This is a genomic window from Dictyobacter vulcani, from assembly GCF_008974265.1.
Classification (GTDB): Bacteria; Chloroflexota; Ktedonobacteria; order Ktedonobacterales; family Ktedonobacteraceae; genus Dictyobacter; species Dictyobacter vulcani.
In genome coordinates this window covers 90954-113497 of the sequence record NZ_BKZW01000002.1, presented here as the reverse complement: position 1 = coordinate 113497, position 22544 = coordinate 90954, and the positions used below count along the sequence as shown (strand labels likewise).

15 protein-coding genes are annotated in these 22544 nt (G+C 48.7%); 3 read left to right on the top strand and 12 right to left on the bottom strand.

The window, feature by feature from the left end:
* Positions 1 to 223 precede the first annotated feature (223 nt).
* On the top strand, positions 224 to 1039 hold the full coding sequence (locus KDW_RS18580; RefSeq protein ID WP_162005375.1) for a MerR family transcriptional regulator: 816 nt from the start codon (positions 224 to 226) through the stop codon (positions 1037 to 1039).
* 78 nt (positions 1040 to 1117) lie between these two features.
* On the opposite strand, the gene dinB is transcribed toward KDW_RS18580, so the two are convergent.
* The 7 genes from dinB to KDW_RS18545 form a co-directional block, all read right to left on the bottom strand.
* The gene (gene dinB / locus KDW_RS18575; protein ID WP_151757479.1) at positions 1118 to 2227 is read right to left on the bottom strand and encodes a DNA polymerase IV; all 1110 of its coding nucleotides are present in this window, start codon (positions 2225 to 2227) and stop codon (positions 1118 to 1120) included.
* A gap of 25 nt (positions 2228 to 2252) precedes the next feature.
* On the bottom strand, positions 2253 to 6242 hold the full coding sequence (locus KDW_RS18570; RefSeq protein WP_162005374.1) for a tetratricopeptide repeat protein: 3990 nt from the start codon (positions 6240 to 6242) through the stop codon (positions 2253 to 2255).
* 390 nt (positions 6243 to 6632) lie between these two features.
* Entirely contained in the window at positions 6633 to 7274 is a 642-nt protein-coding gene (locus KDW_RS18565) for an NAD(P)-dependent oxidoreductase (RefSeq protein ID WP_162005373.1), read from the bottom strand.
* Positions 7275 to 7458: 184 nt separating this feature from the next.
* Positions 7459 to 7671, bottom strand: a complete 213-nt coding sequence (locus KDW_RS18560; RefSeq protein WP_151757476.1) for a hypothetical protein — start codon at positions 7669 to 7671, stop codon at positions 7459 to 7461.
* Between the two features lie 41 nt (positions 7672 to 7712).
* Positions 7713 to 8444, bottom strand: coding sequence for a YtxH domain-containing protein (locus KDW_RS18555; RefSeq protein WP_151757475.1), 732 nt, complete (start codon positions 8442 to 8444; stop codon positions 7713 to 7715).
* Positions 8445 to 8607: 163 nt separating this feature from the next.
* On the bottom strand, positions 8608 to 10194 hold the full coding sequence (locus KDW_RS18550; RefSeq protein WP_151757474.1) for a S1C family serine protease: 1587 nt from the start codon (positions 10192 to 10194) through the stop codon (positions 8608 to 8610).
* Between the two features lie 385 nt (positions 10195 to 10579).
* Positions 10580 to 11254, bottom strand: a complete 675-nt coding sequence (locus tag KDW_RS18545) for an HAD hydrolase-like protein (RefSeq protein ID WP_151757473.1) — start codon at positions 11252 to 11254, stop codon at positions 10580 to 10582.
* A 328-nt stretch (positions 11255 to 11582) separates the two neighbouring features.
* Between KDW_RS18545 and KDW_RS18540 the strand changes: the two genes are divergently transcribed.
* Complete coding sequence (locus KDW_RS18540; protein WP_162005372.1) at positions 11583 to 11837, top strand: hypothetical protein; 255 nt, start codon at positions 11583 to 11585, stop codon at positions 11835 to 11837.
* A gap of 20 nt (positions 11838 to 11857) precedes the next feature.
* Here KDW_RS18540 and KDW_RS18535 read toward each other — a convergent pair whose 3' ends face one another.
* Positions 11858 to 14137: a PAS domain S-box protein gene (locus tag KDW_RS18535; protein ID WP_162005371.1), complete on the bottom strand. Its 2280-nt coding sequence runs from the start codon at positions 14135 to 14137 to the stop codon at positions 11858 to 11860.
* Between the two features lie 315 nt (positions 14138 to 14452).
* Positions 14453 to 16954, bottom strand: coding sequence for a DUF2298 domain-containing protein (locus KDW_RS18530; protein ID WP_151757470.1), 2502 nt, complete (start codon positions 16952 to 16954; stop codon positions 14453 to 14455).
* Between the two features lie 463 nt (positions 16955 to 17417).
* Here KDW_RS18530 and glpK point away from each other — a divergent pair, with 463 nt between their 5' ends.
* The gene (glpK, locus tag KDW_RS18525; protein WP_151757469.1) at positions 17418 to 18920 is read left to right on the top strand and encodes a glycerol kinase GlpK; all 1503 of its coding nucleotides are present in this window, start codon (positions 17418 to 17420) and stop codon (positions 18918 to 18920) included.
* Positions 18921 to 19056: 136 nt separating this feature from the next.
* On the opposite strand, the gene KDW_RS18520 is transcribed toward glpK, so the two are convergent.
* The 3 genes from KDW_RS18520 to KDW_RS18510 form a co-directional block, all read right to left on the bottom strand.
* Positions 19057 to 19356 carry a GlsB/YeaQ/YmgE family stress response membrane protein gene (locus tag KDW_RS18520; RefSeq protein WP_151757468.1) on the bottom strand — a complete coding sequence of 100 codons (300 nt, stop codon included), beginning with the start codon at positions 19354 to 19356 and terminating at the stop codon, positions 19057 to 19059.
* Positions 19357 to 19703: 347 nt separating this feature from the next.
* Positions 19704 to 20264 carry a hypothetical protein gene (locus tag KDW_RS18515; protein ID WP_151757467.1) on the bottom strand — a complete coding sequence of 187 codons (561 nt, stop codon included), beginning with the start codon at positions 20262 to 20264 and terminating at the stop codon, positions 19704 to 19706.
* Positions 20265 to 20659: 395 nt separating this feature from the next.
* The gene (locus tag KDW_RS18510; protein WP_162005370.1) at positions 20660 to 22438 is read right to left on the bottom strand and encodes a cation:proton antiporter; all 1779 of its coding nucleotides are present in this window, start codon (positions 22436 to 22438) and stop codon (positions 20660 to 20662) included.
* Positions 22439 to 22544 lie beyond the last annotated feature (106 nt).

The window sequence follows — 22544 nt, the reverse complement described above, 5'->3', positions numbered from 1 at the left end:
TTTCCGCAACATCTTTTCCTGTAAACTGAGCAGGCAGAGAAAAATATGAAACGTAATTATTACAAATACGTATGAAGATATTAAAAAGTTTAATTAGTGCTTTTTTGCGTGTCAGTTGACTTGATTTTTTACTCTTGACTCTCAAGTAACTTGAGAGATATATACTTCTGGCGTGGAAGTTTCACTGGATATTATCTATGCGCATATGAAGGATTGGACAAGGATGATCAAGATAGGCGACTTTTCGCGACTCAGTCAGGTGCCTATATCAACACTCAGGTATTACGATGAGCTAGGATTGCTGCGTCCGGCGGCTATTGATGAGGCAACCGGCTATCGCTTCTATACATTGGAGCAATTGCCTTTACTCAATCGTATTCTTGCCCTGAAGTGGTTGGGCCTCTCGCTGGATCAAATCGCACAACTTCTGGCTGAAAAGGTTCCGGTGCCACAGATTCGTGGCATGTTGCTGATGAAACGCCTGGATCTTCAGCAGCAGGTGCGTGAGGGAGAAGAAAAACTCAGTCGTGTTGAGACTCGCTTGAAGATGTTGGAACAGGATAATGATATGTCATATGATGTTGTACTTAAATCTATTCCTGCCAGTATGATTGCTTCACGACGCAATCTCGTTGCCAATTTCGAAGACTGGCTCAAATTCAAGGCTGAAACACAGCTGATTATTCGTCAGTCAGGCCTGAAAGAAATTGGCCCCTGGATGACACTCTACCATCACGAAGGATACCGCGAGCAGGATCTGTATGTTGAGGTTGCCGTTCCAGTTGACGCGGCGCTGGGACGCAAGCTTCAGCAAGCCGAGTCACCTGATTTCACTCTCTATGAGCTTGCCGAGGAAAACGTCGCAAGTGTGGTCTATCCCTATAGTAAGGAGGCAGTGGCTGAAGTTTATGAAGCGATCGGCCTCTGGGTTTACTCGCATGGCTATCGTTACGTTGGCTCATGTCGTGAAGTGTATCTCCAGGACGGCGAGCAGTTTCGAGAACAGGAAGAGATCCAGTTCCCCGTTGAGAAAGTATAAGGTGGAGTGTGTTTGGGGCGCGGCTGCTGCCGTGCCCCAAACACACTCCACCAGGAAACGTTTTTGCTATAGAACGTATTACGCCAACCAGGTGGATTCGTCCCAGAGTGGGAGCGGGCGGATGCGTTCTGCTTCTTCTTCCATATCATGATTTACAAAATGTGAGACAGTTACACCAACCAGACGGACGCGTTTTGGACCACCTGCGAGTTGATTGAGCAGAACCGGCTTGAGGATGGCAACCATGGTATCCGCGTCCTGGATTGCTTGCGAGGTAGTGATGCTGCGCGTAAGCAATTGAAAGTTGCTCCAGCGCAGTTTTAGCGTTACTGTTCTGCCTGTCAGTTCCAGTTCTTTTAAACGGCGCTCCACCTGACCAGCCATCTGTTGCATAATTTGTAACAGGCGTTCGGGATCACTGACATCATCCGCCAGCGTAGTTTCTTTGCCGACCGATTTGCGGATGCGTGTAGGTTGGACGGGACGATCATCTTCTCCGCGCACATAGTGGTAGAGTATGCTTCCTTGCTTGTGAAATAAGCGCTGTAACTCTTCTTCCGTCATACGCTTCAGGTCTGCCCCTGTATCGATGTGCAATTCATGCAGGCGGGCTGCCGTCACCTTGCCAACGCCAAAGAATTTGTTGACTGGTAAGTGTTCTAAGAAGTCGCTGGCCTTTTCCGGTGGCACCACTGTCAGACCATCTGGTTTATGATAATCTGACGCCAGTTTGGCGATAAATTTATTAAAAGAAACGCCGGCCGAAGCGCGCAATTGGGTCTCGGCATAGATCTGCTGTTTGATGGCACGTGCGACCAGGGTCGCTGATGGAATATTTTTATGATTGAAGGTTACATCCAGATAGGCCTCATCCAGTGAAAGCGGTTCAACCAGGTCGGTATAGCTGCGAAAGATATGCATAATCTGCGCGGAGACCGAGCGATAGACCTCGAAGCGTGGAGGAACAAAAATGGCATGGGGGCAGCGCTGATAGGCTTTTTGCGCGGCCATGGCTGAATGAATACCATAGCGTCGGGCCTCATATGAGCAGGTGGCGACCACGCCGCGCCGCTGTGGATCGCCACCAACCACAACTGGCTTCCCGCGCCACTCTGGATGATCCCGCTGCTCAATGGCGGCGTAAAAAGCATCCATATCCACATGGATAATTTTCCGCATCGGTGGCATGGTCGCTTGCTTTACTCCTTGTGCTTCAGTGTTTATGTTTACCGTAACGCTTTTGCAATTCATCATATTTGCTGCGCACCACAGGATCCTGCGGATCAAGTTGGATGGCCCGGGCATAGGCATCCAGTGCCTCATCATGCCGACCCAGGCGGCGCAATATCGTGCCTTTATCTCCATGCGCCTGCGCTGCCAGCGGATTAAGCTGAAGAGCCTGCTCATAGGCTGCCAGCGCATCCGTATATCTTTTGAGGCTATAGAGAATTTTGCCGATATTGATATACGCTGTCGCATCCTCTGGAGCCAGCGTTACAATCTGCTCAAAGGTCGCCAGCGCCTCATCGTAGCGATAGAGTTTTCGTAGTGTAATGCCCTGATGATAATAGAATGCAACGTTAGCTGGATCCCTTTGAAGTGCCTGTGCATAGATGGTGAGGGCCTGATCATAATATTTATATTCATGCAACGTCTCACCATGTTCTTCTAAGAGCATAAGATAACTTGTGCGCAGATTCTCCATTTCTGGATGTTGCTCCAACCAGTCCGCACTGTTCAGCAAGGCCCTGGCAATATGTTTATCCGTGCCATATTGGCGCACGATAGCCAGATAGGTGAGCCAGACATTATTGTAAGTTGGATGGTGCGCTAACCAGTTTTCCAGGTCATCCAGGATGGAGACCCGCTGCTCAGGCGTCCCATGCTGCTCCAGTAATTTCAGATACGAGGTCCAGACGTGAATGCAATCCCAGTGTTGCTTGAGCCAATCCGCAGTAAGCGTAATGTGCTTATCAATCAGCTTACGGTCTCCATAATGTTCAACCAGGCGCAAATAGGCTGCCCGTACAAACACATCATCCTTATGAGTATCTAACCAGGAGGCTGTAAAGTCAAGGGCCACGTGCAACTGGCCGGCAGTGCCATAATGTTTGAGGAGTTTTAAGTAGACAGCAGGAATCGTGGTATGTTCAGTTGCCGGTAGCGCAAGCAGAAAATCGGTGGTGATGAGTAAGGCACGTAAAATCTGTGGTGTTGAGCCGCACGCCTCCACCAGATCCAGATAGGTTTCCAGCACAAAGTTGTCTATCTGATGCTTGGCCAGCCAGCGGGCGGTGAGATCAAGGGCTATGAGCACCTGTTCGCGTGAACTATAGCGTCTGGTTAAACTCAGATACATCGTCATTAAATAGCTATCAGGCGTCCCATCGGCGAGCCAGTCGGTCGTAAATTGCAGCGCCTGCAGAATCTGTTCATGCGTGCCATGGTATTTGATCTGTTGTAGATAGACCGTTAGCAGAAAAGGATTCGCTGGATGCAGCGTCAGCCAGCCTGTGCTGAAATGCAGCGCCCGCTGAATCTGTTCGGCTGAGCCATAGCGGCCGAGGAGATTCAGATAGGCTGAGAGCAGGTACGAAGTGGTGTTATCCGTAGTTAAAAGATCAGTAATGAAGGCCAGTGCTCGTTGAATAGCCACCGGAGTTCCACGTTTGCCTACCAGGTTGAGGTAGTGGACCAACACATTTTCATCGGCTGTCTGCTCAGGTAACCACCCCTCAAGACAATCAATCAGATACGTTGCCTGGTCCGGATTGCCCGCACGAATGATGAACTCAATCATAGAAATCAATGCGGTGTTGTTGTGTTGTAAGAGAGGAAGCCAGTCGTCGAGGGTTGATCGAAGGTCTGCTGACTGCTCAGGTGTGCCATAGTGTGTAAGTAATTTGAGATAGCTCACAAAGATATGGGTATTCTTTTTATGGAAAGCTAACCACGCTTTCAAGGCATCGATGAAAGCTACGATCTGGTCTGCGGTCGCATGTTGTTCCAGTAGTTCCAGATAGATTTTAACTTCAGCACTTTGACGTTTCGGGGTTAGCCAGATGAGGGCTTGATCGATCGCCATGGTGATATGCTGTGGCAGACCACGTTTCTGTACCAATCCCATATACGATATGCGTATCGCGGACTCCTGTACATGGACCGCCGGCAGCGTACTCGTGGCTACGATAGCAGTGTCCACCTGTTGAGCCGTTCCATAGCGCTCGATCAATTTAAGATACGTTGCGCGCACGCGAGCCTCATCGGGATGGATAGCCAGCCACGCGGTTGTCATATCAATAACCTCGACGACATTTTCACGAATCCCATAGCGATAGAGTAACTTCAAATAAGCATTGCGCACATAGGGATCCTGTGGATGGGCAGTCAGCCAGATAGATGTATTCGCTAGCGCATCTATGATCTCTTTATGTGTCCCCCATTGGCCGATCAAATTCAGATAGATGGCCCGGGTATTGATACTCTGGGGATTCATTTGTAGCCAGGCTTTGGTGGACTGAATCGCGGTATGAATCTGTTCGCGGCTCCCATATTGTTCCACAATTTTAAGATAGGTGGCGCGAATCGAACTCGTCTGTAGATTGATCGTCAGCCAGGCCGCGGTCTCATCTATCGCCTGTTGTATTTGCTCAACATGGGCGTAATGGCTCACGAGTTCCAGGTGGGTTGTGCGGATCGAATAGTTCTGTGGATTGGCATGCAGGCTCTCCGTGGTCAAAGCAATAGCAGCCACAATCTGTTCTTCTGAGCCATAGCGCCGCATCATATCCAGGTAGATATGCAGAACATTGCTATCTGGAATAGTCATCACGGCCTGGAACTCGGCGACATCCAGGATCGCGCTGATTTGTTCTTTACTTCCCCGCCGCTCCAAGGATTTCAAATAGGCCTGGCGCACATAGCAATCCTGTGGATTGCTGGCGAGCCAGTCGGCCGTGGTGGTTAATAGCGTCGCGATCTGACTGAGACTACCACAATGTTCGACGAATTTAAAGTATACCTGGCGAATATTCGAGATCTGTGGATGCATCTCAAGCCAGTGTGCCGTGGTTGCAATCACACGGTTAATTTGCTCAGGACTGCCACAGCGCTCGACAAGAATAAGATATGCTTGCCGTACATGGACATCCTCAGAATGCTCCTCAAGCCATACGAACGTGCTTTCAATCCAGGCATTAATATAGTCAGGAGTTCCGACACGTTCAACCAGGCCTAAAAATGTTTGCCGCACCTGGGTATCATCTGGATTCTCAACCAGCCAGCGTGCGGTCGAGTGTAACAGCGTAGCTACCTGTTCCGAGGTTCCCCAATGCTCGATAAACTTCAAATAAATCTGACGTACATTAACATTTTGCGGATTCTCCTCCAGCCACTGCGCTGTCTCTCTAATCAAGCGGGAAATATCGGCCAGCGTACCATGGCGCTCAATAAAGCCCAGGTAGGCATGGCGCACATTCGTGTCCTGTGGATTATGTGCAAGCCATTGGGAAACTCGGCTCAGAAGTGCCGCCTTATATTCAGGACTGCCTTTCTGCTCAGTTTGTTTGATAGCCGCCATCCAATCTAAATCTGATTCAGGAAGCTTATGTAAGCCCTGGATGGTGATCTGGTCCGCGCTGGCAAGATCTCCCACCATCGTATACAGTTGGGTCCAGTTCAGCAATTCTGCATTGCCACAGTGAGCGATGATCTCGCGACACTTTTGTTCATGGTCTACCAAAAGCAGATGCACAAATGAGAATGATTTCTCCCGGACCAGATATTCTAAGAGGCGTTGCAGAAACGTACGCTGTTCCCTCCTGGTGGCATCGATAACGTGAATATAGGTGCCGATCAACTGCTGCTGATCTGATTGGTAAAACGCAAGTGCTTCGCGGGCAATATCCGCGTGTAACGTACGAATGAGCGCAGGAATATTTGGATCTCGGTAAATCAGTCCTGAATTAGCGGGATGAGCCAGTAGGGTTTCGATGGAACAATCTGATGCCAGCAGGATCAGTAATGACTCTGGAACAGCCAGTTCATACTGACCGGCAAAATAAATATACTCGACCGCCCGATAGATTGGTGTGTGGTAGCGTTGGAGTTGCTTCAGGCTGTTCTGCAATAACGCACTAAGTTCAGTGTCGTTGTGCTTTCCAGCAGGAGAGGGTGATTGAGGAAGAGGCGTTGCTGGCAGCATGTTTGCTGTCGGTCCGTTTTGCCTTAGCTTAAGGGGTGAGCTTATAAGCGCATGATTGTCCTCATTCATAAGTTTAATGCTTTCTTTTTATCTGGCTTTGCTATTCAACTATGTAGAGACAGTGAACGATGTATGGTTATTTGCAATAGGCCCCTTATGGATAATAAGAAATTGGTGATGTTTAATATACTAGAAATTGACCGATAATACAATAAAAGAAGACAATTTTTCCTGCGCTTTATAACTGGAATGTAAGCAAGAGAAAATGAATATGAAAGGCAAAATAAAGGCACCATCTGCTCCATGCGCATGGTGCCTTTATTTTGACGTGCGTTCTATTCAATTGTAAGAGCAGTGTTTGCTATGGCTTTCTAAGAATATGCGGTTGAATCATTGGTCAGCAATGACGGGTAATTTTCGTAAATATTGGGTATCTGTAAGCTCTTTAAGCATGAATGCGGCCAGATCAGCGCGCCTGGTGGTGCGATCTTTTGATGAGGGGCGCAGCGAAATCCGATATTCATCGGTACGTGGATAATCCGTTAATTGAGCGGGACGCACAACAACCCAGTCAAAATTACTTTTACTGATCTCTCGATGCATCAACTTCATATCCGCATATAGTTTGCGCATGAACAAGGGAATGATTACCGAGCCATAGAAGCCCTGAGGGACAAATTGATCATCGGCGGCCGCTGCTGTGACACATACCAGGCGGCGGATGCCATTCTTCTGCATGCCCTGAAGAATATTCTTAATACCTTCTGAATAAATACCATCTGGTTTAAATGCTCCCAGCAGGCCGCGCTTGTGGGTTCCCAGGGCCGAGAGCACCGCATTTTTTCCTTTCATCACGGCGTCAACCGCTGCCGGATCAAAGACATCCGCTTTTTCGATATGCAAGCGCTCATGCTGGATAGGATAATTGGCAGGGTTGCGTACGGCGGCTGTAACATCGTGACCAGCCTCCAATGCCTGTTCCACCAGGGCTCGGCCGGTACCACCTGTGGCCCCAAAGATTACCAGTTTCATACGGGAGATCCTTTTCTCTGAAAAAAATAGTTGTCCGTTTGGATTGATATTACTCATCTGCACGGAAATTGTATATGCATGCTGCCAGCACACAATAAATACCAGATTATTTTCTCTCTATAGCATCATCGATAACAACTATCGGCGTCAAGTATTTTGTGAGTGTTTTGGGCCAATGCAAGAATCAGTATTCTATCAGGCTCCATTGGAAAGGTTCGCCCGCGTAGCGGGCGGGAGAGGGGAGGGAGGCCAGGGCACAGCCCTGGAACCCCGTCAGGGGATTGCCATCCCCAGCACCCCTGCCTTTCTCATCAACGTTGACAGAGCACCAGGTGAATGGCGTGGTGTATTGTTTCGTGGAAAGCATGAGCGCGCCACCAATTGGCGGCGCACTCATGCTCGTGACGTATAGGAACCATCTGATCACGTTTTTGTTTATCAGGACTTACGAGGTTTGTCCTCTGACTTACTACGCGGCACCGAATTTGTGACGCGCTTATTCGGATCCAGGCTGTTTTTACTGCTATTGGCTGAACCATTTGTATCGCGCTTTTGAGCAGGTTTGGGATTCTCAAACGTTTCAACTGGTAAGGTAATGGGTTCGTTATCCTCTTCACCCAGCGTACGATCATAGGTATAGCGTCTGGGCTGAGTTGTCCCTGGCGTTGGTATTCTGGGCTGGGTAGATCCTGTGTTCGTGCTTATATCTGGTTTAGCTGTGGTTGATGTTGTATCCAATGGTGCAGGCCGTTTGCTCTCGGTCTGATCACTTGATATAAATGGTTTAGGGCTTGCTACTTTTGCTGTACCCGTGTAAGTAGGTGAACTTGCACTGGCAGGAGTGGAAGTACTATCAGTTGTATTGTTGGCCACGCTAGATGTTGCAGAAGGCTGAGTATTTTTCATTGGGGATGGCACACTACTTGTCGCAGGCTTTTCAAAGGTCTCCACTGGCAGCGTAATTGGTTCGCCATCCTCAACTTTTGCGTTTTTCGTGTAGTTGTTACGTTGTTCCTGAAGCGAAGGCAGCGTCAGGTTCGAGTTTGATACTTTATCCTGAAGCTCTTTAATGCGTCCTTTGAGCTGATTGCGTAGCTCTTCACCCTTCATTGGCGCAACCAGCATACCTGCGGCCGCACCAACTAAAAGGCCTTGAAGAAACTTTCCCATCGTGAATTTGCCTTTCTTTACAAACGCGTAAATCCGGGTCGTTCAATGGTAATCTATAAAGAAATCCTGTCAAACACACGTTTTATCACGTGCAGGAGTTTCAGAATACAGCTATATTACCTATTGTACGGTTTCGGCGAAGCTGTATTCTTTACGCACAACCTTAACTGAACTGTTGTGTTCCTAATTTGACTCTTGCCGTCATCTGCTGATTCCCGCGATAAATTTGGAGTGTTACGATGTCCCCAGGGCGTTTGTTGGCGATAGCATCCAGCAGGCTTGAGGTATCAGTGACTTGCTGGTTGTCTGCCTGTACCACAATGTCTCCACGTCTCAGACCCGCCTGTGCGGCTGGACTATTGGGATTTACATTGACGATGAGTGCGCCATGATCTATCGGAAGTTGTGCCTGTGATGCGATATCTGGATCGATACTGATAATTGAGACACCCATATCTGCTCGACCAGAGTCTGTGACGCGACCCGCTTTAATCAATTGGGGCGCAATAAATTTGACGCGATTGGATGGGATGGCAAAGCCGACTCCCGTGGCTGGTGTTTTAAATTCAGGATCAATGGGTACCAGGGTAGGGATACCGATCAGGTTGCCGCGCATATCGACCAGGGCGCCCCCACTATTGCCTGGATTGATGGCTGCATCGGTCTGGATGGCGTTGATGATCATACTATTTTGTCCCTCACCAACATTGCGACCCAGCGCGCTGACAATACCACTGGTAACGGTCTGGGTAATGCCCAGTGGATTACCAATGGCCAGGACTGGCTGACCCACTTGCAGGCGTGAGGAGTCACCAATCTTTGCCACGGACATATGATTGGGAGGAATAATCTTGATGACCGCCAGATCATCCTGAGGATCGATGCCCACCAGTTTTGCTGGTACTTTGGTATTATCATAGAGCACAACCTGATAAATCTGGCCGTTTCCTACCACATGGTTATTGGTGACAATATAGCCACGTGGATCAATGATCACACCTGAACCAATGCCACTCCCTCTGGGGGTCGCTACATTGATCTGCACAACCGAGGTACGAACTTTGGCCGCCACGCGTTCAATGCTCTGATTGCCATCCGGATTAAAGATCGCGCCCGCTGGATTCGTGGTGGCTCCACTTGAGACGAGCCACCCACCGAGTGCGCCAAAGAGGAGCGCCAGCAATGGGATACCAACCCATCTGGCTCCGCCTCCGGTACGACTGCGTGGATAGTTATTTCCCATCGGTGGTGCGCCCATCGGAGCCATATTTTGACCATAATAAGCGTTTTGCCGGGTATCACTGGCTGGATTGGATAGCGAGCGGGGAGTCGTAGCACCAGCAACGTCACCCGCATGTCCATTACCCGTAGGGTAAGGAGGTGGCATAGTCGGTTGTGTCGCATCCTGAGTATACGGTGGTGGTACACTCGGAGGCACATAATATGGTGTTGATGCGTTGTTCACTGAACGATAAGCAGGTGGCTGCTCAGTTGGTGCATTAGCGCGATAAATATCCGATCTTTCGTCCATAGGTGGATATGAAGAGTCCGTGGGTGACCGTGGTTGTTGAGGAACATTTTGGGACGCACTACCAGGAATGTTTCCCGACTGTGGGAATTGTGGCGTAGAGTGGATTACTGGTCTGGACTCGGTAGGGCTGTCAGCAGTTTGATCCCAGGTGTTTTCTGAAGGCTCTAGTGGTTGGTTAAATGATTCGGAAGGATCTGGATTTTTGTTGGAATGTGACATGAGGAATCCCCCTTAATCATGACCGAAGTATATGCATGAGTAATAAACAACTCCATAGTAAAAACTATAGTGTGTTGTTCGCTGTTTGTACTCCTCCAAAAGATGGATTGCTAGAACCTTCTATTTTAAATAAGGTATAAATGTTCTCTTCCATTCCCGCCTGCGGCGGGAGAAGAGTGGAGGGGAATGGCGGGGACACCCCGCGAACCCCGGCAGGAGGGGCTTGCGGCCCCTCCTGCACCTCCCCGCTTATATGGGCTTACTTTTTTGTGCGGGTAGATAAATGGGTATCAATGTGCGAGCATCCAATCGGAGGCGAGCTTCGAAGCTACGAAATCGGAGGCGAGCTCCGAAGCTACAAAATCGGAGGCGAGCTCCGAAGCTACTAGAAATGTTTGCGGAGTTCTGAGAAGTTGGTGAGATTCAGGTGGCGTCCAGGGCCATCTTCAACTACTTCTTGCATTTCAATGGTCCAGGTATGGGAATGAGGGATATATACTGTGTTCAGTCCTGCGGCCCGGGCTGGATTGATGTCGGAGCGGGGTGAATTACCAATCATCCAGGTTTGATTATGCTCCAACTTATATTCGTCAATCAGTTCAATATAGGCCTCCATGTGCTTCTCAGGAACCACCAGCGTATATTCGAAATAATCCGCCAGGCCGGAACGTTCGATTTTTAGTTTCTGTTCCTCTGCATGTCCTTTTGTGAGCAGAATGAGCTGATGGCGATGTGATAGATCAGCTAGCGTCTCCGGAACTCCTTCGATGATTTCCATTGGATTATTGGCCAGGCGGGTACCAAAGAGCTGTATCTGCTCGATATCGGCATCGCTCACGGGTCGCTCACTCAACTGCTGATAGACAGCAATCAAGCTTTTGGTGAAGTTGGCAAAACCATAGCCCATCTGACGCTCAACATCATTGAGGAAAGCCTGGACTTCATCGGGGGAGAGGGAGGAATGATCGAGGAAGCTGATGAAGTCTTCGGTAGCTTGCTCAAAGTAGATATTGTTCTCCCACAACGTATCGTCAGCATCAATAAAAAGCGTGTACGACATAATACCTTTTTCCTGTTATAATAACTCTATTTATGCCTTAAGAGCATGCTAGTGATTCACGTTTATGTATCAGGAACTCTATCAAAGAATAAGCATTTATGCAAGAGCCAGGAACTTTCAGGAAACTTTATGCAAATTTATCAGTGGAGCATATGTATGTTCGTCATTCTAGTATGTGTATTGTCTGGACTTTCTCACCTGCTGCGCTCAAAATATTTTGTTGTGTCATGCATGAGGACTTCAGTCTTACTGGTGTATACTGAAGGTGTTGTAGCATAATAAATGGATTATGGTTGGCATCAGGATAGCAAGTTAGCGAGAAATGGCAATGGTGTACAGAGAAGAGATTACGGCACGCTATAAAGGGATTACTATCTGGGTAGAGAAGATTTCCGAGTTTGAGTTTGATGGCGTCTTCAAATGGAATGGTCGCACGATCAAGACCGATCCAGCTTATGAATATTCACCCTCTCCTACAGAAGCGATTGAAAGCGCCAAGGGCGTTATTGATATTCTGATCGAACTGAGGAGAGAAGGCGTGAATGTCGTGGAAGATGACGACGATACCGAAAATGAAGCCTGAGCCAGGATTGAGATATTGGCTCATGGAGTTTTACGTACTTTTAATGGCAGCGTAAACCAGAATGTTGAGCCTTTGCCGAGCACACTATCAACACCCACCTCGCCATGATGTCGTTGAATAATCGTCTGACAAATATATAAGCCAAGGCCCAGTCCCTGTTTGTTATCAGAGGATGTCGATGTTTCTTTTAACTGATAAAAACGTTTCCAGATCTGTGCCTGTGCTTCTTCCGTCAACCCTGGACCTTTATCCTGTACCCAGACACGCACACACTCCCCATTGTTATGAAGTCCAATTCGTATCGGGCGTTCAGGATCAGAATATTTGATGGCGTTAGTCACATAATTGCTGATCACCTGGGCGATGCGATCTGGATCCGCGTGCACGAAGGTTTTTTTCTTTGGGGACATCAGGAGTTTGAGTGTACGTCCGGGTGTGGTGGCGCGTAAATCCTCGACCGTTTCGTAAATGAGTTTGACCAGGTCAAAACGCTGGTTCGTGAGCTCTAACTTATCAACGGTGATCCGGGACACGTCGAGCAGGTCATTGACCAGGCGTGCCTGAGCATCTATCTGTCGTAAGGCATGCGCCAGATCCTCGGCATTTTTATGCTGGACTGTCTCCATGGCCGGATTCTTCGACTCAGGCAGGGCCGCCATACGCTTCATACGGCGCTGGATCAGTTGGAGAGTGCCCTTAATTACCGTCAGCGGAGTGCGCAACTCATGGCTGGCAATACTCAAAAACACATCTTTCTGCTGCTCCACCTCTTTACGCGCACTGATATCCATCACAATCGCCACGCTCAATGTCGATGAACTCTTGAGTTGCGCGATTGCCATCATGATTGGCACCAGTTTGCCATCCTTATGGCGGATGGTGAGCTCAAAAGGCTTACTCACGCCGGTCGCTAGAAACTCCTCGATCGCCTGAGCCTGGCGCGGCAACGAATCCTGTATCGTCAGCGAGGTCCATTGGATTTCCTGACTGGTAAGTTCCTCGGTACTATACCCTGTCATGAGCAGGTAGGCCTGATTGGCCTCATAAATATTGCCATAGATATCGGCCACCAGCACACCGACAATGTTGGATTCGACAAAGCGCCGAAACTTCATCTCACTTTCGCGCAGGGCCCGATCGACTCTTTTACGCTCGGTAATATCCTGATAATAGACCGAGAGCCCTTCAGAAGAGGGATAGACATGGAGCTCAAACCATTTTTTCTGGGGTACTGAGAAGGCTTCAAAGTGCTGGGCTTGCTGGGTACTCACGGCCTTCTGAAATTTACGGTGAAAGAAAGGATCGGCAAAAGCAGGCGTTGCCTGTTCAATATGTTGACCGAGCAGTTCCGTTATCTTTTTCTCCAGTAATTTTTCTGCCTGGGAATTCACATAGATATAGCGCCACTGGTTATCGATCATGAAAAAAGCGTCGCTGATACTCTCGAGAATCGAGGCCAGTTTGCTGGTGGTTTCTGCGTGCTGTGTTTCTGCCTGCTTGATGCTGGTAATATCCATGACGGCCGCAATCATATGCGTGGGAAAACCCTGTTCATCGTAAAGCCAACGGCCACGAACGGTGAGCCAATGGACCGTTTGATCGGGATAGATCGTACGATAATCCACGCTATACTCACTCCCGGCCCTCAGCGACTCCTGAATTGCTTGATCGCGTTGATCCAGATCATTGGGATAGATAGCCGCCAGCAGTTGTTCATAACTTACCGTATCGCGGGGGAGGAAGCCAAAGAGAGCCTTGCACTGATCGGTCAGGATTAATTCATTCGTGCGCATATCCCAATTCCATAAACCGATCTTAGCGGTACCCATAGCGAGTTGTGTCTGCTCCTCGCTCAGCTGCTGCTGCCGTGGCTTCTCACTCATATCATGGCCGCAGGCGATAACCTGAGCCATATCTCCATTCGCTTTTTTCACTGGAATATAGCGCAGTCGGAGCAGGCGATAGACGCCATCATGCCTTTTGAGGCGGCACTCGATTTCCGTGGCGTGTTGCGTGATCAAGGACTGTAAAAAAGCTGCCTGATTTTTTGCGCGATCTTGAGGATGTATACTCTCCATCCAACCACCTCCCATCGAGAACTCTGCTGTTTGCCCGGTAAAGTCCTTCCAACTTGTAGCGCAAGACGCTTCAAAGTCGCCTGTGGAAGTGACTAACCAGAAAATATCCGCGCTATCTCGTGCCAGGGCTAGAAAAAGATCGGTATGCGTGGTCTGAAGACATGGCTGTTGGTCTTCAGCAACCTGATCGTGACCTGAAAATGCAAGATGGTCGGAGTCCAATAGCTTAACCTCCACACTCAAAAAATATTCTACTATCTGTCTATATATATACCTCGTCCTGGAGGTCTGTCAGGAAGACAATGGATGGATGATAGGAATATCCACATGACTTGAAAAAGCAATCGTGAACGCCGCTCACTCGCGGCTAGCGAAGTCGCCGCAATGCAACAATAGCAAGCCGATCAGTAGTGCGGAAAGGTGACGGCAGTCAGGCGACTTCGCTCACACGATTGAACAGCATGCCATGGAAGCGACGTCAGGGCAATTCTGCCAGTCCCAAATTTTGGTGTGTTTGGAACTGACAGGACAGGAACTTTAGGATCTGACCTTATAAATGGTTACGTCTTTGGTGTGATAGACAACTTGCATAAAATCGGCGAAGCGATCCAGTTTGGCACCGGCGTACGTCGCATGCTCTAATGCGCCGACATAGATGTATTGAGCATGATAACGTTTCATAGTCGCCAGGACATTTTGAGGATTGGGATCAGAATAGATCTGGCTGACATCTGTTTTGCGCCGATCAAAGTCGGTGGCATTGTCCGGATTACTGTTAAACCACTGCACACGCCATTGATACTCATGACCAATCCAACCCATGATCGTTGGCAAACCCGTTAGAGCTGAGATGCGTGCAAAACCTGTATAGTCATCACCGACTGCCTCTACGATGACCGGTGAGCCACTGATATGGCTATTGAGCCAGCGAAGCGCATCGTAATCGCCAGGAATGGCTCCCTCATCTTTAAGATAATTCAGACCATCGAGACTATTGGTTCGGAACATCCCAACTTGATGCGTGGTGGGGTCCACGCCGGCAAAGCGATAATAGGGCGCGAAAATGGGATAGATTGCACTGGCTAGCAAAAAGAGCAGCAGCACAAGGGCCCACAGGATTTTGCCACCAGTGACAACATAGCGTCTGGCTGCCTGTACAAATTCTAAACGACGGAAGTTTTCCAGGATATAGTACAGGCCAGCGCCACAGGCAATCGAGAGCAAGATCCAGGATTGGAAGTAGAATTTGAAGACCGTATTCATGCGCGGATTGTTGTCTACAAAGACATCCCGTAGAAATACGACCTCGCAGGCGGCGACCAATCCAATTGCCAGTGCACCCAGCAGGATGGTAAAGGCGTGGGCTCGATCATCCGTATGCTGTAGCAAGACGACGGCCCCGGTAACGGTTATGCCCAGCGTGATAAAGAACGTCGCATTGGCAGGACTAATCAGCTGGCAGAACAAACCAATCACGATAAAACCGAGTCCTGTCATCAGTCCGATGAATGGCCAGGAAAGATAGCTGACATGCTCCCCTTCGGCTACAGCCAGCTCTTGCTCTGCCACGTGCTCTGATTCATCTTCGCTTTCAGTAGTCTGCTCGGACGAAAGCGTATTCTCCTCCTGTTCATCAGTAATAGACTGCTCTGCGATGGCAGCACGCCGAGCTGCCAGAAAGCGGACCGCGATATTGCTGAAGAGGAGTGAGAGAAACATGAAGGCAAACAGACTATAAATCAGCAATTCATCGCGTAAGGGTGAGCGCTCTGTCAGGGCAACGATCCCGATACCTTGTGAAGGCGAGATAAAGTTTAAATGGAATGGCAGGAACAGAAGCGCCGCCAGCGCGACCAGGGCCAGTGAGGCCGAGACAATATTCAGGACGAGTGTCCAACTCCAACGCTTCTCATGCTGTAGCCATTGTTGCAGGCCAATACAGACAAGCGCCAGTCCCATATAGGTAGGCAGGTCCCAGCCATTCATCACAAACAGGCCACCCAGCAAGAGCGCCGTCGTGCCTAAGGTCAGTGGCAAACGCCAGCCACGCCCAAAGACAAAGATTCCCTGGCCTTCATGTTCCAACAAGAGATTGAGCGCCATGCCAATGCCCATAATCGTAAAGGCCAGCGAGAGCACATGGGCATGGAAATCGGAGAGCAGAAAGCTAAAGGCAGGAAACTCATTAATGGTACGGGGGATAATGCGGGTGGGATTAAACCAGTCGTAGTTTGTGTTCAGACTGCGATCATGAAACCACTGCAACGTCGAAGCCTGATTACCCAGCACCAATCCCAGAGCGACGGTCAAAGCTCCGAATGGAATCCCGGCCAGCAACGCATTTTTCGTGGCATAGATCGGTTTCTCATGTACCTCGACATTCGATTCAAGCGCCTGCTGACGTCTGCGCACCTGGCGCGACCACGCGATAAGATTGTTGGTGACACCAAACAAACTGACCGCCGTCAGGCCATAGAGCATGCTGATACCGGTATTGAAGGCCACCGATGGAATCTGCCCGAGAAATTTGGCCAGTAATGCCACGATATAGTGGGCATAATAATAGTAGTTGATGGCATAGCCAGCGTACCACATATCCGGTGGTGGAAAATGCTCGGTACGCATGATCGAAGCCAGGAAACCACCATCCATGAACATTTCAAAAGAATAAATATCTGGTTTGAACGAGCGTAGCCAGCCCAACAGCAGCATCATCAGCAGAAAAACCGCCTCGGTTGCTATGATATACAGACCATTGGAGCGTAGCATATGGCTGATCGTCTGGCGGGTACGCAAAAAGCCAATGCCATTCAGTAGCACAAGCAGTAAGACCACCGCTAAAATAAAGAACCTGCTAAATGGCAGTGCCTGGATCACCATCAAAGGCCACCAGACACAGAAGGCCAGCACAAAGATAGCCAGCGCCTTACTCCAGGCCCAGCCACGGTCTGGGATATTGCGAAAAACGGTGACTGTGAGCGGCAGGAAGACAATCCCCAGGACCTCAACCAGCGCCCACATCTGAAATAGCTCAAACATATATACTCATCTCTACAAAACAGAAGCTATGTCCTGACTCCGGACTTTACATCTTTAAAACTTAAGAAAAAAACTCCACATCGTGTTAGCTACTTTCTGTAAACTGTATCATATTCTTGCGTTATTTGGAGGAGCGAATATTTTCTATAGGGCTTTTGGTTAGCGATTTACTGTTGCTTGCTTGCTCCTGCCTGCTTTGTTTGTGCTGCCTTTTATCTATTTTCATTTTATGTGCGGACTGAAATTGTAGAGTTAGCATGTTCGCCTGCGTAAAGATAGAATTATAGCAGTCTTCAGTTGCTAGAAGTAGAATCTGTTAGTGCTGTGCTTAGATATTAACTGAGTCTGGCAAACTGGTTTATAATGGGATTTGAGGGACGTCAGGTACAGAGACTTTTGTGAGTGCAGACAATGGTGTTAAAGAAGAATGCAGTGATATGCATTCTTTAGAAAGAAAAGTATCATGGCAAAATATATTCTGGCATTAGATCAAGGTACGACAAGTTCGCGGGCGATGCTGTTTGACCATAGCGGATCAATTGTACGTGTGGCCCAGCAAGAATTTCCCCAGTTATATCCAGCACCTGGCCTGGTTGAGCACGATCCTGAAGCCATCTGGTCCAGTCAATTAGCGGTGGCACAAGAAGTAATCAAAAAGGCCGGGGCCACCGCAGCCGATATTGCGGCCCTGGGCGTCACGAATCAGCGCGAGACAACGCTGGTATGGGAAAAGGCCACCGGGAAACCAGTCTTTAATGCCATTGTCTGGCAAAGCCGTCTGACGGCTCCGATCTGTCAGGAATTGATTGCTAAAGGTTTTGATAAAGAGATTCGCGAGCGTACCGGCCTGGTCACCGATGCCTATTTTTCGGGAACAAAAGTGAAGTGGATCCTGGATAATGTCGAGGGCGCGCGCGCAAAGGCTGAGCGTGGCGAGCTATTATTTGGTACGGTTGATACCTTCTTACTATGGAGACTATCAAAAGGGCGGATCCATGTGACTGATTACACGAACGCCTGCCGTACTCTGCTTTTCAATATTCACACGTGTGAGTGGGATGACGTCTTGTTGAATGAGCTGGGTATTCCGCGCTCAATGTTACCAACCGTGATGCCGTCCAGTTATGTCTATGGTGAGACGGATCCTGAGTTCTTTGGTGGACCCATTAAGATGGCTGGTATTGCCGGCGATCAGCAAGCGGCCACCTTTGGACAAGCATGTTACGAGGTCGGCATGGCCAAGAACACGTATGGGACGGGTAGTTTTATGTTGATGAATACCGGTTCCAGAGCTGTTCCATCCCAAAATGGACTCCTGACCACGATCGCCTGGGGCCTGGGTGAACCTTCACATGCTGATATCACCTATGCTCTTGAAGGCAGTATCTTCATAACCGGTGCGGCCGTTCAATGGTTGCGCGATGGCTTGAAAGCGATTCAGACCAGTGTGGAAGTTGAAGCTCTGGCCGCAACCGAAAAAGATAATGGCGGCGTTTACTTAGTTCCTGCATTTGTTGGTCTGGGCGCTCCACACTGGGATCCCTATGCACGTGGCACCATTGTTGGTCTAACACGAGGCTCATCCATTGGACATGTCGCCCGAGCCACGCTTGAGTCCATGTGTTATCAGACGCGGGACGTGCTGGAGGCAATGACCGCAGATAGCGGCACCAAACTCAAGGCTCTGCGTGTAGATGGTGGAGCAGTGGCCAATAATCTTTTGATGCAATTCCAGGCAGATATTCTAGGGGTTCCGGTCGAGCGGCCTAAAGTCGCTGAAACGACTGCCCTTGGTGCCGCCTACCTGGCTGGTCTGGCCGTTGGCTTCTGGAAGAGTATGAAAGAAGTATCTGAATACTGGTCACTTGACCGCACCTTTGAGCCGGAGATGAGTGAGGACCAGCGTGCTCAACACTACGATACCTGGAAGCGAGCCGTTGAGCGTTCACTGCACTGGGAACAGTAACACCGTAATCTCACATACACATAAAAAAGGCCCCGTCTCCACAAAGTTAGCAGAGACGGGGCCTTTTTTATGTGTAGCTCTTTAAGAGCAGTGGACAAGCGTCGTGATGTTGTCCTTCATCTTTATGGCCGATGCGTTATACGCGGCGGCTACGGCTACCAGTAACAGCGCGCAGGATAGCGATGAAGACACAAGCGCCGATGAAAGCAACGATGGTTGTACCGATGAAACCATAACCACCCAGGCCAATCAAGCTAGCCAGGAAACCACCAACTAATGCGCCAACGAGACCAACGATGATGTCGCCAACGATGCCATAACCGCCGCCCTTCATGACCAGACCAGCCAGTGCGCCAGCAATCAAGCCGACCAGCAGCCACCAGACGAGTCCACCAAGATCAATTGCAGCAAAAGCAAGTGTTGTAGCAGCAAACATATTCGTTTCTCCTTCTTAACTAAGAAAACTGTTTTTTGTAACTCATTTAAAGATTATTCAGGTTTGGAGAACTTAATTTGTTTCTCCGTTATGGATGTTATACGGTTACAGAAATAGAAAGGGATACACAATTTTGGCGTTTGCGAGAATATTAATCATCTCCTTATTTTGCTTTAAGATTTCTAATATTACGACGGTACTAGCTGATAAGTTCTTAAGAAGATTACCAGGGATACTGCAGTAAATATTATTTTATGGGGTAGAGAGAGGGCCTTTTGATGAATGCCCTCTCTCTACCCCATAAAAGTGAATGCCTGGATTGTGCTCCTGCCGGCGCGCAGTTTGATCTATCTGGTGAAACGAAACGAATGGAGCATCGGCAGAAAATATTTTTCTGTATATTGCTCAAATGCCGCTGGATCTCCCTCAGCATGCAGTACAAAGTAAGGAATAAACGCGGGAGCAACAGGATTTTTGCTGACCCAGCCGATTCTCTCAAATGGCTTGTTGGTGACTTGATCGGTGCTGAGCGCTTTACCCTGTTGCCAGATCACACTATTCATGGTGATGGTAGAGGCACCGGGCAGCAAGGTGCTACGGAGATCGCTGGTGAGCAAATGATCTAGAATCTGTTTATCCGAAGTTTTATCCTGACTGGGATAGACATGAAAGACATAGGTGTTCGTCGGATCTGTAAAGAAATCTCCCACGTAACCACCTGCATTGGTTGTATTAGTGCTGAATGTCCAGTCCTTCGGATAACTGATAATATAGCCATTGCCTTTATGTTCGCTGAAGCCAGTATCAACTGGCTTCTGTGTATGAGCATATGCTAAGCTGTGAACGGTGAGGATGCTCAGGAGCATAAAAACGCAGCCAAGCATGCACAGCGGTACCCGTCTTTTCATTATAGTGAAACTCCATGAAGCTAGCTGAACAATAAAAACCATGTGATAGAGTCAGGTGACAATTTTCAATAACACGACCATAAGCAAGCAATAATCGTTATAATATTGAAAAACATCACTATAGGCTTATTTGTATTATCACTATTTTATCATAAAATAAAGGCACGATAATGATCGGTTATGTGCTCAAAGGATATGATCAGCTACATTTTCCCCAAATGTCCCCTGGCATGATAGGCATATTACTACAATGTTTTGCGGACAGAGAAGGATACAGTCATGGAAAACTCACGTATCGTGATAATGGAAATGGAACTATCAGCTGCCAGGCATCTACAGCAAGCATAAAAGAACCATGTTTCGGGACAACATGATTCGTATTTTACACTGATATATTAATCGTGGTTGCTTTTTTGAGCTCGTATATTCTCAAGTGTGTGGCGTTCTGCATTTGTGAGTGTATCGATATTGTAATGATCGTTACGAACCCTATCCGTATACTCACGGATTTCCTGATTAGGGAAGCCCAGCCGCAAAAGCGTCTGTTGAATAATCTCAAGTCCACCTTCAAGTTCAGGTTGAATGACTGCGGTAGCTCCCAGGGCAAAGAGGCGCTGCAAACCTTCCTGTGTGACTGCGCGCACAATAATTGGCACTCCTCTGGAGATCTGGCGAATCCTCATCACGGCAATTTCAGAGGCCGTTTCATCTGGAATCGTAATCACTACCGCACGAGCCCGTTGGACCTGGGCATGGGAGAGGATATCAGAACTGGCTACATCGCCATACAGGATGGGAATATGTTGAGTGGCAAGAGCCTGAATACGTTGGACATTTAATTCAACTACGAGCCGGGGCACATCCAGCAGGCCCAGTAAATGAATAATATGTTCGCCCACCCGACCATAACCAATGATGACCACATGATCATGGTAAGCATCAGCATCAGTCAGCGCAGCGACAGGCAATTTGTTCATACGTGACCACAGCGCTGGTACCTTGCTGATCTGCTTCTCGGTCCAGGGGAGAGTACGAAACAGGAATGGATTCAGGATGATCGTCAGGATGGCGCTTGCCAGTAAGACAGAATATTGCGCAGTAGCCAGGAGTCCCAATGCAACGCCAGTTTCACCAAGAATAAACGAGAATTCACCAATTTGTGCTTTACCCGCAGCCAGCACAAACGTTGTCCGAGCTGGCCAGGCAAAAACTATGCCAAACAGCAACGTCAAAGCATATTTGCCAGCTATAATAATCGCCGTCAGCCCAAAAATTTCCCAGATGTGGCCCACCATTTGCAGTGGATTGACCAGCATACCAATTGAGACAAAGAAGAGAACTGTAAACGTCTCACGAAAAGGAAGGATTTCGCGCTCCACTTGTTGACTCAGCATCGACTCATTAATCACAGCTCCTGCCAGAAAAGCGCCAAGCGCAAGCGAGACACCAAAGAAGGCCGCTGCACTGATCGCTGTTCCAATCGTGACAACCACAGTCGCGACAATAAAGAGCTCACGAGAATGGGTAAATGAGAGCCAGCGTAGCAGGCCAGGTATCAGATGCGTGCCGGCAAGCAACATGACTGCCGCGAAGGCGACTGCTTTAAGCAGAGCCAGACTGATTGTTTGCCACAGCGGTGATCCAGAAGGATGGGCGGAAAAGGCAGGAATCAGCACCAATACCAGGACGGTCAATAGATCCTCAAGTACCAGCCAACCAACGGTTACTTTTCCAGGTAACGTGTTAAGTAATCCCTGATCCATCAGGTTACGCAGCATGACTACTGTACTGGTGGCCAGTGGCACCGCCAGACCAACTAGCAGGCTAGCGGATAATGACCAGCCCCACAGGAATGTTGTGATCAGCATTACCAGCGGGGTAAGGATCACCATCTGCAATAAGGCACCGGGAAACGCGATACGACGCACCATCCATAGATCCTGTAGCGAAAAATGCAGCCCGACCCCAAACATCAGAAACACAATACCCAGATCCGCTAATTGTTTAATTGTACTCATATCGCTGACATAGCCCGGTGTAAAAGGGCCGATCACGATTCCACCCAGTAAATATCCAACCATGGTGGGTAGCCTCACAAGACGAGCAAGCAGGCCACCAACCACAGCCGCAATTAAAGCGACCGTAATATTAACGAGCAGCGGAAAATCGTGCATTGTGTTGAGCCTTTCAAGATCTCTCTCCCTTTCTATTCCCAATAAGGATGGAGACCCAATTGTAGACAGCATAATAACGCATACCTTTTGATATTATATCCAGGTA

Coding starts and splice junctions, on each gene's coding strand:
- dinB (WP_151757479.1), bottom strand. CDS start 2,227: ATGCCACCGATGCGGAAAATTATCCATGTGGATATGGATGCTTTTTAC.
- KDW_RS18515 (WP_151757467.1), bottom strand. CDS start 20,264: ATGAAAAGACGGGTACCGCTGTGCATGCTTGGCTGCGTTTTTATGCTC.
- KDW_RS18520 (WP_151757468.1), bottom strand. CDS start 19,356: ATGTTTGCTGCTACAACACTTGCTTTTGCTGCAATTGATCTTGGTGGA.
- KDW_RS18545 (WP_151757473.1), bottom strand. CDS start 11,254: ATGTCGTACACGCTTTTTATTGATGCTGACGATACGTTGTGGGAGAAC.
- KDW_RS18540 (WP_162005372.1), top strand. CDS start 11,583: ATGGTGTACAGAGAAGAGATTACGGCACGCTATAAAGGGATTACTATC.
- glpK (WP_151757469.1), top strand. CDS start 17,418: ATGGCAAAATATATTCTGGCATTAGATCAAGGTACGACAAGTTCGCGG.
- KDW_RS18560 (WP_151757476.1), bottom strand. CDS start 7,671: ATGAGTGCGCCGCCAATTGGTGGCGCGCTCATGCTTTCCACGAAACAA.
- KDW_RS18550 (WP_151757474.1), bottom strand. CDS start 10,194: ATGTCACATTCCAACAAAAATCCAGATCCTTCCGAATCATTTAACCAA.
- KDW_RS18555 (WP_151757475.1), bottom strand. CDS start 8,444: ATGGGAAAGTTTCTTCAAGGCCTTTTAGTTGGTGCGGCCGCAGGTATG.
- KDW_RS18570 (WP_162005374.1), bottom strand. CDS start 6,242: ATGCTGCCAGCAACGCCTCTTCCTCAATCACCCTCTCCTGCTGGAAAG.
- KDW_RS18510 (WP_162005370.1), bottom strand. CDS start 22,438: ATGCACGATTTTCCGCTGCTCGTTAATATTACGGTCGCTTTAATTGCG.
- KDW_RS18580 (WP_162005375.1), top strand. CDS start 224: ATGATCAAGATAGGCGACTTTTCGCGACTCAGTCAGGTGCCTATATCA.
- KDW_RS18530 (WP_151757470.1), bottom strand. CDS start 16,954: ATGTTTGAGCTATTTCAGATGTGGGCGCTGGTTGAGGTCCTGGGGATT.
- KDW_RS18565 (WP_162005373.1), bottom strand. CDS start 7,274: ATGAAACTGGTAATCTTTGGGGCCACAGGTGGTACCGGCCGAGCCCTG.